13 protein-coding genes are annotated in these 12538 nt (G+C 57.6%); 8 read left to right on the top strand and 5 right to left on the bottom strand.

Annotation, left to right across the window (positions count from 1 at the left end):
* From VI895_00205 to VI895_00240, 8 genes are all read left to right on the top strand, one after another.
* Window positions 1–1421 (top strand): FAD-dependent oxidoreductase (locus VI895_00205; GenBank protein ID HLG18219.1); only part of this gene is annotated, 1421 nt, incomplete at its 5' end.
* The gene (locus VI895_00210) at window positions 1418–1873 is read left to right on the top strand and encodes a Rieske 2Fe-2S domain-containing protein (GenBank protein ID HLG18220.1); all 456 of its coding nucleotides are present in this window, start codon (window positions 1418–1420) and stop codon (window positions 1871–1873) included. The genes VI895_00205 and VI895_00210, both read left to right, overlap by 4 nt.
* Complete coding sequence (locus VI895_00215; GenBank protein ID HLG18221.1) at window positions 1866–3404, top strand: cytochrome b N-terminal domain-containing protein; 1539 nt, start codon at window positions 1866–1868, stop codon at window positions 3402–3404. Before VI895_00210 ends, VI895_00215 begins: the two co-directional genes overlap by 8 nt.
* Window positions 3405–3416: 12 nt before the next feature.
* Complete coding sequence (locus VI895_00220; GenBank protein HLG18222.1) at window positions 3417–4559, top strand: c-type cytochrome; 1143 nt, start codon at window positions 3417–3419, stop codon at window positions 4557–4559.
* 222 nt (window positions 4560–4781) lie between these two features.
* Entirely contained in the window at window positions 4782–6029 is a 1248-nt protein-coding gene (locus VI895_00225; protein HLG18223.1) for a hypothetical protein, read from the top strand.
* A 17-nt stretch (window positions 6030–6046) separates the two neighbouring features.
* Complete coding sequence (locus VI895_00230) at window positions 6047–8398, top strand: c-type cytochrome (GenBank protein ID HLG18224.1); 2352 nt, start codon at window positions 6047–6049, stop codon at window positions 8396–8398.
* Between the two features lie 12 nt (window positions 8399–8410).
* Window positions 8411–8821 carry a c-type cytochrome domain-containing protein gene (locus tag VI895_00235; protein ID HLG18225.1) on the top strand — a complete coding sequence of 137 codons (411 nt, stop codon included), beginning with the start codon at window positions 8411–8413 and terminating at the stop codon, window positions 8819–8821.
* An 18-nt stretch (window positions 8822–8839) separates the two neighbouring features.
* Complete coding sequence (locus tag VI895_00240) at window positions 8840–9214, top strand: hypothetical protein (GenBank protein ID HLG18226.1); 375 nt, start codon at window positions 8840–8842, stop codon at window positions 9212–9214.
* Here the strand turns inward: VI895_00240 and VI895_00245 are convergent.
* From VI895_00245 to VI895_00265, 5 genes are all read right to left on the bottom strand, one after another.
* Window positions 9204–9359, bottom strand: coding sequence for a hypothetical protein (locus VI895_00245; protein ID HLG18227.1), 156 nt, complete (start codon window positions 9357–9359; stop codon window positions 9204–9206). The genes VI895_00240 and VI895_00245 overlap by 11 nt on opposite strands.
* Before the next feature lie 85 nt (window positions 9360–9444).
* Complete coding sequence (locus tag VI895_00250) at window positions 9445–10059, bottom strand: hypothetical protein (GenBank protein ID HLG18228.1); 615 nt, start codon at window positions 10057–10059, stop codon at window positions 9445–9447.
* Between the two features lie 18 nt (window positions 10060–10077).
* Window positions 10078–11355: a DUF1302 family protein gene (locus VI895_00255; protein HLG18229.1), complete on the bottom strand. Its 1278-nt coding sequence runs from the start codon at window positions 11353–11355 to the stop codon at window positions 10078–10080.
* Window positions 11356–12162, bottom strand: coding sequence for an outer membrane lipoprotein-sorting protein (locus tag VI895_00260; GenBank protein HLG18230.1), 807 nt, complete (start codon window positions 12160–12162; stop codon window positions 11356–11358).
* On the bottom strand, window positions 12159–12538 hold a 380-nt coding region (locus tag VI895_00265), incomplete at its 5' end, for an MMPL family transporter (protein ID HLG18231.1). The genes VI895_00265 and VI895_00260, both read right to left, overlap by 4 nt.

The following is a 12538-nucleotide window of genomic DNA, read 5'->3' on the forward strand; positions in this document are numbered from 1 at the left end:
CCTGTGCGCACGACCTCGCGATTCTCGGTCATCAGCCGATCATCTACGAGATGGAACGCGTGGCCGCGGGGATGCTTTTTCTGGGTGTTCCCGCCTACCGTCTTCCAAGAGACGTCATCTTGGCCGAGATCGAACTGATCCGAATGATGGGCGTGGAGATCCGGACCGGCGTGAAGATCGGCCGGGACATCACGTTGAGCGAGTTGCTCGAGCGCCACGATGCCGTCGTCATCGCGGTAGGGGCGAAACATTCCCGGACGCTTCCCATTCCAGGCGTGGATGCCGGGGGAATATTGGGTGCCGTGGAATTCCTGCGTGCGGTGGCCTTGGGGGAGGAACTCGGCATCGGGCAAGAGATCGTCGTCGTGGGCGGGGGAAACGTTGCATACGACGTTTCACGAACCGCTCTGCGTAACACGGAGGAAGACGTGGCACGAAGCGCGATCCGCCAACCTTACGTACGCAAAGTTACGATGTGTTGCCTGGAGGCTCTCAATGAAATGCCCGCCGATGTCATTGAGATTCAGGAAGGAGACCAGGAGGGCGTGGTGCGCCACAACCGTCTCGGCCCCAAAGAGATCCTCAAAGACAAAGACGGCCGTGTGAGAGGTGTTCTGTTCCAGCGAGTGTTGTCGGTCTTCGACGAAGCGGGGCGCTTTGCGCCGGTCTTCGACCCGGATGACACCGTTGAAATTCAGGCAGACACCGTCATTCTCGCCGTGGGCCAACGGGCCGTCCTGTCATTTATCTTGCCCGAACACGGGGTCGCTCTGGGGAAGAACGGCCTTCCGATCCTCAATGATCGACTGGAAACGAGCCGCGGGAATCTGTACGTGGCGGGAGACGTCGCTCGGGGGCCGCAGTTGATGATCAACGCGATCGCCGACGGCAAACAGGTGGCTCTCTCGATTCATGGAAAGGCCGCGGGCGTGGATTTCAAGCCCAAACCTGAATTTCATTTCCAGGAGATCCCCGATTACAGCCGGTCCATCGACTACCATGTCCGGCCGAGAACCCCGGTTCCGGTGGTGCCTCCCGAGCGACGGGTGGGCGGCGGAGTGCTGGAGACGGTGGAACTCGGCTACAACCGCTCCCTCGCCCGGCACGAAAGCGCGCGCTGCCTGGACTGCGCGGTCAGCCCCGTCTTCAACAGCGAGCGTTGCGTTCTTTGTGCGGGATGCGTGGACGTATGTCCCCACGACTGCCTGTCGATCGTTCCCCTGGACAAGATCCGGTACACGCCCGAACTGAAGGACCTTTTTGAGAAGCGCTACGGGGAAAATACGGCTGTGGCCGACGCCGAAGGCGCGGCGATTCTCAAAGACGAAACGACCTGTATCCGATGCGGCCTCTGCGCTCAGCGCTGTCCGGTAGGAGCGATCACCATGGAGCGGTTGGTCTTTAAAGAAGGAATCTCATGAGCGAGCCGATCGACAGGCGCCGGTTTTTCACACGGATCGGTCTCGCAGGAATGGGCGCGGCGTTGGGACTCGCGTGGATCGGCGTCATGCGTTTCTTTTCGTTGAAAGTTTTTTACGAACGATCGCGCGCGGTAAAGATCGGGAAACCGGAAGAGTTCACTGCGGGATCCATGCGGCTTTTCTCGGAACACCGCTTCTTTCTTTTTCGGGATGAGGAGGGATTTTACGCCATCTCGGCGGTATGCACGCATCTGGGCTGTGTCGTTCGGCGCATCGAGGAAACCTACGAATGTCCCTGCCACGGATCCGCCTTTGATCAGAACGGTCAGGTGACACGAGGACCTGCTCCCGCCCCGCTCAAGTGGCTAAAAATCGCCCAATCGGCCGACGGCTACCTCGTCGTAAACTTGGCGGAAAACGTCCGGACCGGAACCAGATTCAACTATGCGTGACGAGAACCTCTCTACGGCACGCTCCAGCCTATGGAAGAACGCTCGGGCGCTGCCGATGAATTTCTGGCGCTCCCTCATGCGCCATGGCTCTCCGGACTCCCCCCGAAACCGGTCGCTGGTCGTCATGTCGAACGTCTTCTTGCATATCCATCCGGTGCATGTGCATCGCCACAGTCTGAAATGGAGCTATTCTTTCGGTCTCGGACTCATCTCGGCATTTCTTTTCATCATTCTGTGCGTAACGGGCGTGGTCCTCATGATCTTTTATGTTCCGTCGACGGAACTCGCTTACGACCGCATGAAGGATTTGAGTTTTGTGGTCACGGGGGGCCGATTGATTCGGAATCTCCACCGGTGGGCGGCTCACGGGATGGTCGTCGCCGTTTTGCTCCACATGGTTCGCGTCTTTTATACCGGTTCGTACAAGGCGCCCCGGGAATTCAACTGGGTGATCGGGATGCTTCTTCTCATATTGACCTTAGGCTTGAGCTTCACCGGCTACCTGTTGCCATGGGACCAGTTGGCGTTTTGGGCGATCACCGTGGGATCATCGATCGCGGCTTCGACCAACGAGGTGACCGATGCTCTCGGAATGACCCCTTACTTCGACCCCGGAAGAATGATCCGGGAGCTGATGCTGGGCGGCACGGAGATCGGCCAGGATGCGCTCCTCCGTTTCTATGTCTTGCATGTGATTGTTCTCCCCGTTTTTATGATCGTTCTTATGGCGGTCCATATCTGGAGAATCCGGATGGATGGCGGCCTTTCGCGCCCCGGAACCTCTAACGTAGCACCTCCGATCGGAACGGAGGCCGCCGGCGCCACCCGAACGTACGGCCTGATGGCGTTGGTGAAGGGGAAGTCGACCAAAACCGACAGTTTGCCGGAAGACACGGTATTCTCCTGGCCCCGCCTTTTTCTGATCGAGGTTTCTCTTTTTATGACCGTATTCGTCCTCTTTGTGGTCCTTTCCCTGCTGTTCGACGCGCCCCTAAAGGAAATCGCCAATCCGGCGGTCCCGGAGAACCCGGCCAAGGCGCCGTGGTATTTTTTGGGATTGCAGGAGCTGGTCAGCTACTCGGGCTTTGCAGGCGGCGTCCTCATCCCCGGCATCGCGATCCTGGGCCTGCTGATCATTCCGTATCTGGATCGGGAGACGGAGGGAGTCGGAATCTGGTGTCACGGGGGAGGAAGCCGGCGGGAGATTCTCACATCCGGAATCGGGGCGGCCATCGGCATCGCGGCGCTGATCGCTTTCACGGTGAAGTACGGTTGGTTGCGAAACTGGTTCCCCGATATTCCGCAGTTGGTGATTACAGCCTTCAATCCGGGGACCGTAATCGTCGCCTTCTTTGCGCTGAAGAGCGCCTGGACCGTTCGCCGCACAGGGTCGACGCGGTTGGGGGCGATCTCCCTTTTCACGATGTTCTGTGTTGGGTTCATCATCCTTACGTACGTCGGCACATTCTTGCGCGGCCCAAGCTGGCACTTTTATTGGTCTACCTCAGATTGGCCCGGGGGGGGCCATTAGCGGAAAGAAGCGATGGGGATACGCGTCTGGTTCGCCGCTTCGTCCGTTTCCGCCGCGATTGTTCTGATCATCGCGGCGGTGGCCGACTATCGCACCGAATGGCGCACACATCAGCTGGAGTATCGGGAGCGTGCCCTGGCCATGGAGAGGGAATTCTCCGTCCGGGAATTGCTCAAAAACATGGAAATTGGAATCCACCAGGAATACCTCGAGGAACTGGGTCGCGTGGATCGCTGTGTCACATGTCATCTGGGGATTGAAAACCCAAAGATGGCCGACGTCCCCCAACCGCTCAAAAGCCACCCGGGATTTCTGCTCAAGAGTCATCCTCCGCAACGATTCGGCTGCACGATCTGTCACGGGGGCCAGGGATTGGCGACCGACAGTCGGGAAGCACATGGGCAGGTCTCCAATTGGGATCGCCCGCTGCGCGAGCCAATTCAAATCGAGGCCGCGTGCGGGACGTGTCACCGTCAGGGAAAGCTGGATAACGCGGAACGTTTGAACGAAGGGAGGACGCTGTTTCAACAATTCGGCTGCGTGGGGTGCCACCGCGTGTGGGCCCGTGGTTTACACGTGGGTCCAGACCTCTCACGTCTGGCCGAAAAGGATTTCACCGGCGATCACCGAGTCGACTTGGAGGATTGGGAATGGAACATCCAACACTTGATCGACCCGCGCTCGAAAGTCCAACGTAGTTTCATGCCCGGTTTTGGTTTCGATCGGAACCAAGCGACGGCTCTCGCCGTCTTTCTGTATTCGCTGAGTGATCGATCGGTGGCTGCAAGCTATTGGCCTCCGGACCGGCCTGAGATCGTTCCGCGCTCGCGTATCGATAGTGGATACGAGGTTTTCCTGGAATACGGCTGTGCGGGATGCCATGGCGTCAAGGGAAAAGGGGGCGTTCTCAACGCGAATTCACAGAGCGGCGGACAGGTTCCGGCGCTCACCAAACTGAGGGAAGGCTACCTTAAGGAGGCGCTCATTCAGAAGATCAAGGAAGGAGCGCGGACGGAGAAAGCGGATCCGAAGGGGATCAATCCCCCCCTGCACATGCCCGCTTGGCGCGGAGAGATCGGCGATGAAAAACTGGACCTCTTGGCCGACTATCTCTTCAGCCTGGCGCCTCAAACGAAGGATGATTGGGATGAATGACCGCCGATATCGGAATCCGACAATTCCCGGCGGAATCCGGCAATGAACTCGGGGCTGTTTCCGGCGAATCCAATCCGCATCTTTCGTAGATCACCGAAAATGAACGACATGGAACGCCATGTCCGCGTGAAAGCTTGTGGCACGTAAGTTGCTCACCCACGAGCGCGCGAAGGCGTGCAAGTTGATTACAAAACAAACAATCCAGTGGCGGAGGAGCGACGCATGATGGGACGAGCCAACCTCGCAGCAGCATTTGCGATAACGATCGCGGGAATGCTTTTCATCTTTGGGGAACGGGCGACGGCCCAAGAAGAGCCCAAGGGAGAAACGGAACCAGCGACCGAAAAGCCCGTTGCTCCAGCGGCGAAAGAGAAAGCCGACGACTGGGATACCGCCGGCCCCGTCGATAAGACGCCCCACATTTCGGGGTCATTGATGATGTCGTGGCGTTACACGAACCTCACGGAGAACACGCTCGCGGACGGCACCGAGGTGGAGGATTTCAATACCTTTCAAGTCGAGCACACGCATATCAAGTTCTTTGGGGACCTGAGCGAGAAACTATCTTGGGAAATCATGCCCTGCGTGACGCATATGAACGACTTCAGTGTGGTGACCGTGCATTTCGTCTACAAGTTTCTTCCGGAACTTCAACTCACGGCCGGGCGCTTTCTCCTTCCCTTCGGCCAATTCAACGTGCGGAGCCTGCCCGGCAGTTATAATACGGTGTCACGTCCGTTGCTCTATCTGAGCCACGAGGATCGGGCTCTCGATTTCGGCCAAACGCCGACGCCGAGTAATTTTATCTTTACGCCTCGCGACGACATCGGCGGCCTTTTATCCGGTAGCTTCTGGTTGGGTCCCGACGATATCGTGCAGCTTTCCTACAACGCCTATTTGACCAACGGACTTCGAGCCATCTCCGACCAAGCGAGTCGTTTTTGGGACGACAACAACAGCGGGAAGCAATTCGGCGGCCGTGTAAGCGGCGGTTACATCGGCGATCCCGTGAACGTAACCCTCGGCGGCTCCGTGTTGCGAAATAAGTATGAGGACAGCCTCGGCCAGTTTGCCTGGGGTTTGGATGCCGTGGCCAGCTACGAATACAAGACCGCCCGGCGGATCACGGTACGCGGCGAATACGTGGACATGGAACGGGAGATTCAGCCGACGACGACGCTCCTCTCAGGGGACGAGGGAATTCGGGGCGCGTATGTCACGCTGGAGGGGAATATCACCGAAAAAGTCGGTGCCTACTATCAGTGGGATACCCTCCAGGAACGCACACCCGAAGCCCAGATCAATCAAACTTCCAGCGATTTGAAGATGACCATGAATCGACACGCCGTGGGCTTAAGCTTTCTGCTTGGGGGCAATATTCAGCTGAGAGGTGAGTATTCCCTCTGGCTCGTGCCCCTGGGGTTGCCGAATGCGCATCGGGTGTCCGTCCAAACCGTCGTGACCTTTTAGCGGAGGAGAGGCCAGAGATGACCACACAGAAAAGAAATCGGAGAGATCGAAGCTTGTCTCGCGTACCTCTAATTATGCTCTTGGCGCTGCTGGGAAACGGATGCGTATCGGACAGCAATACCGGCTCACTACTGGATTCGTCGGCCGATGCCTTTCGCGGCGGCGCTCTCTACGACAAGTGGTGGAGCGTCCCCGACGTAAAGGAAGGAATCGAGCCCGGCGGAACCGCCACCGTGGACGACGAAATCTTCACCTCTTCCTTGGACGCGACGAACTCATTGTATATCACCAATGCCGAAGGCAACACGCGAACCGGCACCGACACGTGGCGCTGTAAGGAATGCCACGGTTGGGACTATAAAGGTGTGGACGGAGCCTACGGCAGCGGTTCCCACAAAACCGGCTTCAAAGGAATTTTCGACGCGCGGGGAAAAAGCGTAGATGAACTTTTCGAAATCATTCGCGACGGCAAAGGTGTGGGGACAGGGCATGCCTTCAGCACCGTCTTGTCGGACACCGATGTCGCCGATCTCGTCAAGTTCGTTCGCGGGGGCGCCACGGACCTCGACAACCTTGTCGCCCCCGACAAATCGGCGTTGGGCGACGCCGCGGCGGGACAAGCGCTCTTCGACGATAGCTGCGCGAATTCAGCCTGCCACGGTTCCGACGGCAAGGGGCTGAATTTCGTGGCGGGACAGTATGACAGCGAATATGTGTTCAACATCGCTCATGAAAATCCCTGGGAGACCGTGCACAAAATTCGGTTCGGCCAGCCGGACGGAGAGATGCCCAACGGTTCGGTCAAGGGGTACACGCTGACCAACGTCGCGGATATTCTCGCCTACGCTCAGTCGTTGGCTCCCCAAGGACTGGAAGTAGCCAGCGCGCCACGCGGAGGAGTTCTGTGGGATACATGGTGGGAGGAGAACGGATCGCCGGAGCCGGGAAGCGCCACGAGCAGCCAGCCCGCGGACAATCCGCTCTACGCGACACACACGGGAACGAGCACGCGCACCGGATCGCAGACTTGGCGCTGCAAGGAGTGCCATGGCTGGGACTACAAAGGCGCCGACGGCGCCTACGGGTCGGGCTCCCATAACACGAATTTCATAGGAGTCATGGACGCGGCCGGTTGGACGGCGCAGGAACTCATCGACATGATCGGTGCCGGCATCCGGAAGTCGGATGGCGCGGTCGTGGACGGCCACGCCTTCGAAGGAACGGATCTGCTGGACTCCGACGATGTCGAGGACCTCGCGCTGTTCATCCAGGAGGAGCTGGTCGACGATTCCGACTATATTTCCTACGTGACGAAGCGTTCGAAAGGGAGCGCCACGGCCGGAGAGGCCCTCTTTTCGGGAAATTGCGCGATTTGTCACGGCTCCAGCGGCTTGCGTATCAACTTCGCCCATGGCGATGCGGCGCCCGCCACCGAATACATCGGAGACCTTTCGCGGGATAATCCGTATGAAGTCACGCATAAGATCCGTTTCGGCCAACCCGGGAGTGACGAGGAAGCCGAAGAAATGGAAGAGGAACTGGGCATTGTGTCCGGACATATGCCGAGCAAATTCGACGCCGAATATTCAGAGGACGATGTGGCTGATATCGTGGCCTATGTCCAAACGTTACCCGGCAGTGTGGAGCGCGGGGGCCAAGCTTGGGATACCTGGTGGGAGGTCGACGAAGTGGCCGAGGCGATCGAGCCGGGGGGTACGAGCACGGCAAGTGACGGCACCGTAACCTCGAGCAGTCTGCCCGCAACCAGTCCTCTCTACCTCACCGAAACGGGAGCCAGCACACGGACCGGTTCGCAAACATGGCGTTGCAAGGAATGTCACGGCTGGGATTACAAGGGAGCGGCCGGCCAATATGCAGCCGGTTCACATAGTACGGGCTTTAACGGCCTCCTCGGGGTTCCGCTGAATTCCACGGCGAAGGCCGGCAGCGTCTTGTACGATGCCATCTTCAGCGGCGCGATCCAGGGCGGCACAAACGCAAACCACGCGTTCGGTTCGGTTTTGGGCGACAGCGTGACCCGGGATCTCGTCAACTTCATTCAGGACATGACGGATCTCGACGCGACGATCATTCCCGCGGCGGGTAGCGAGCTGATAGGCCAGGTCTTGTTCAATTCCAACTGCGCCGGATGTCATGGGATGGACGGGAAAACAATCAATTTCGCTGAAGGCGATGGCGCACAGGAATATGTCGGAACGATCGCAGCAGACAACCCGTGGGAATTCGTGAACAAGGTGCTCCACGGCCAGCCGGGGAGCAGTCCCAGAATGCCGAACGCCGCGGGGAAATTCTACTCGGCGTCAGATGTCGAAGATCTCCTCGATTATGCGGAAGAGCTTCCACAATAGGGGAATGCCGAAATGAAAATCCATTTTCGCTTCCTCCTCTTCTCAATGATCGGGATCTTTGTCGGCTGTGGTTCCATTGATTCGACTGAGGTGGTGGCTCCACCCCAGCCGGCCACAACGACGGGAAGCGGTACGGTGGACCTTTCCGGCGAGGCCACATTCAGCGGAACGGTTCAACCGATTCTCTTGGCGAACTGCTCGGCTTGCCACAATTCCACCTCCCTCACAGGTGGTCTGGATGTCACGACCTATTCTGGGCTGGTCGAACAAACCGATGTTGTCGTGCCCGGGGATCCCGACGAGTCGAAATTGATCCAGTTCTTGGAGGGAGGAATCATGCCGCCGCCCGGAAATCCTGCACCGTCGGACGAAGAAATCGCCGCAATTCGCGCCTGGGTCGGGGCTGGCGCGCTCGACGATTAACGGAGTGGGGGAGAAGAGATGAAGGCAAGACAAGAACTTTTGTGCATTTTGGCCTGCGTTGGAATGATCTTCGTTGCGGGAAGTTTAACCGCCGAGGAACCGGTGAAAAAGGAGTTTACGGCGGATAAAGGCCCGAAAGAGGTCGACATCGGCGCGTTTCCGCCTGAGGTCCAAACAGACTACAAGGTGTTCGCCAGCAAGTGCAGCAAGTGCCACACGCTTGCGCGTCCAATCAACACCAACATGGAGGCCGCGGCCTGGAAGATGTATGTCAAGCGGATGATGAACAAGCCGGACAGCGGCATTTCCCCCGACCAGGGAAAAACAATTTACAGATTTCTAAAATTCTACCAAGACGAGAAGGATAAGAAGAAACGCGCCGTTACGAACTGATCTTGGATTCGTCGTATTTCACGATTTTCAATAGGTTCTGCCGAAACGAAGGATGTTCGTCGTTGCACGGGGAAGATAAAATCGCTTTGCTGGGCGTAACACATTCCGGGACGTTTGGGGGACAGCTCGTAAGAGCAGGTGGCATGGCGTGCTCCGAATCAGCTGCGTCAACCAGAGCCAATTCCAGACGGTTTCGGAATCGTTGGAATAATAGAGGACGATTCCGAGTTTTATTTTGAAGCCTCCAAAACCTTAAGTTTCACCTTTCGTTCAAAGTAATTGCCGACCATCCCGGCTTTCGCGTCCCCTTTGACCGAATCGCTTTTGGTCAGCATAACCTGGAGGGAAAGCTCCGAGTCCCGGGCCGCATCGGCCGGCCGGACGGTCATCGGTAAAACCGTGATCTTCGCCCCTTCGAACCCGGCGAGAGTGTCTCCGACGATCCGGCAAGACATCGGGAGATTCACCTCCCACCCCGGGGCGAATTTGGAGAGGGAACTCGTTTTGATACTGTTAGGATCGACGTAAAGCCAGGCGTTCCGATAAGGGGGCTCTTCCGAGTCGTCTTTCGATCGGCCGATCACGGTCAGGACCGTCTTCATCTCGCCCCTCTTTGCTTCAATCAGAAAGCTTCCATCCGATTGCTTGAGGGATTTCTTCGTCTCTCGGTCCAAGATATCGATGATCGTTCTTTTTTCATCCTTCCAAGGGCCGTTGCTCACATGGCAGGTAAGACAATTCTTCGATGGGCCGAGAATCCCCACGCCCGGCGGATACGCGAGCACTTTTGAAAAGTTTCCGACGGAGAGCACAGCGAAAATGAGGAGCAGGTGAACGATTTTCATAGTCACATTCCTTTCCGATCAAAAATCATACCGAACCTGAAGATACGCGTTGTCGCTCTTGTCGAATTGCCCGAAGAATGTCGTTACTTCGCTTCCGCCGAATATATTTGCTCCGATGGCAACACCCAACGAGTCTGTCACTCTGTAAGAGATCTCGGGCTGAACGAAGTAGTCGGCATCCGTGGGGCTTACGGCGGCAAAGAGGGTGAGCTTCAAGGTCTGGTATTTAAGCCACTGCGTGAGCCGCGTCGAGATCACGCCTCGAAACCGGTCGCGTGCCGGAAAACCGGCCGGGAGCGTATCCCGGTACGCGCCATAGTTGTCGAGCACCTCTCCGTAGAACTGAATCCCGGCGATAAAATCGCGCCAGAGTTCGCGCTGATGTCCGACCAAAAAACGCCATTCCGAATTCGGAACGGTGGAATCTGTCCCGTTTCTGTCGTCGGCCGAGTCGTAATACCCTCCCTCCAAACTGATCACTCCACCTGCGAGGTTTCTTTGAAGGCTTGCGCCGTAGACAAAAAGCTCGGGATGAAACTCCGTGGCGGTCGTGGGGGCGGCGGGATCGTCCACTCGCACGCTCGGGTTCCGCCAGAAGCCCCGGTCGAAATAGAGCGAGAGGTCGGTATCGAGGAGACGGCGGGAGAGACGCACGGCCGCCTCGATGTTTGAATAACGGCTTTCCGGCTCGGTGACAATACGGTTGGAAATCGACGAGAACGGATCGAAAAAGAAAAATCTTTGGGCAGAGGGGAGGCGATCGGGTGTGAAGAAAGGGATCACAAGAAGATCCACGTTCACTGCGCTCGAAAAGATCTGTGTGCGAAAACCGTCGACCCCGAGCTTCAAGTACTCCATCGGCCGACCGGAGAAGAACGACTCCCAGTCTTTGGGGAAAACGTCGTTGACATAGAAGAGGTCACCCACTCCCCAGGTGACGATCTGCCGGCCGAAGCGGAGATCCACCGGGCCTTCGGCATACCCGGCGTAGGCCTCGCGGAGATCGCCGTGGACTTCGTTTTGAATCGCATCGTGAAACGCGTCCCCCTTGATTTGGAGGAAGGCCGAAGAGAAAGCTCCTTGGAGATCGAGGCGCACTCGTTCCTCCGCCAGGACGAAATCGCCGCCGTCGCTGCCGGGAGGGCTTTCGCCTGTGAGACGTCCGGAGAGGGCTCCCAGGAAGAACCCATGGAACTGAAACGGGCTTTTCCCTTCACTTGGCGCTGTGACCTCTTGCGCGTGAGCCGTGGTTCCGAATCCAAGAATCGCCAGGATGACCCACGGCCGCTTTCGCATCTATTGAATCCATTTCTGGGGTGGCCTCTGAAGCGCCTTTTCCGTAAACACGCCATCGTCCAGACCGACCCCGTAGGCCAGGCCGGAAAAGGAGACTTGGGTCGCATGCCCGCTCTTCACATCCTTCATCGTCCGCTTCGTGGCTGTCGGATAGGATTTTCCGTCCTTTCCGGCGATGGTTTCGATCTTGTCCGCGGTAAAGACACGCGCGAGTGTCTTTTGAGCGTCGTAATATTCCTCTTTCAGCGGGAGGAACGTTTTCTGATCGATCCAGGAGATCTTCTTGGAAAAATCGGCTGAACCTTTCGGGACACTTTCGATGACGAAGCAATCGGCCTCGCCCAGTTTCTCTTCCCTCACAAGCGTGTGCGAATCGGCCGAGAGGTCGCGGCCGGAGACGTCTTCATACGTGAAATCCGACCCGACAAAACTCGACCGGCTGTCGCGGGCGGCGATCCTGCGCACCATGTTGACCGCCGGGACGAAGATCCAGCGGTCGTCGTCCCTTTCGGGATACTTCCAGACCAAGAACGCCGTGGCTCGGATGTCGCCCGGCTCGTGGAAATACATGAAGTATTTCTGGTTCCGGCCGTTGGGATCGTTCTTCCGGAGCATTGTGAGGATTCGTGTTCGTTTCGCTCCTCCCGCCGCCACGAGTTCCATGGTTACGCGCGCTTTCATGTCCGGCCCCGCGTAAAAGAAGGCCTCATGGGATTTTGTCAGAATGGCGGTTGCGTCCTTCTCCTCGGCCGGAGCCGGGGGAGTGATCAGCGCAAGGGTTAATCCGATGAGAATGGGGGTCTTCATTTGGTTCCTCCTGGAAAAAGCCAGCTTTGCAAAATCGTAATCAAGGCCGGCAGATAAAGAATGGTCATCAGCGCGCTCACCGTCATCATGCTCACGATGAACGCTCCGACGGTGATATAGGGGGTCAGCGGCGCAAAGAGCATTACGGAAAAAGCCGAAGCGAAGAGGACCGCGTTTCTTAAGATCCCTTTTCCGGGACGTGCCGCGGTCCACAGCAAGGCTTGGGCGATGTCGTCGGAACTCTCCTTAAGCCTCTGGCGGAACCGGCCGATAAAGTGAATCGCGAAGTCGACAGCCATTCCGAGGCTCAGGGAGGAAAGGACCGAGATCGGCATATCGAAGTCTTTCCCGATCCACCCGACCACGCCGTAAATCA

It is taken from the genome of Bdellovibrionota bacterium, assembly GCA_035292885.1.
Classification (GTDB): Bacteria; Bdellovibrionota_G; JALEGL01; order JALEGL01; family DATDPG01; genus DATDPG01.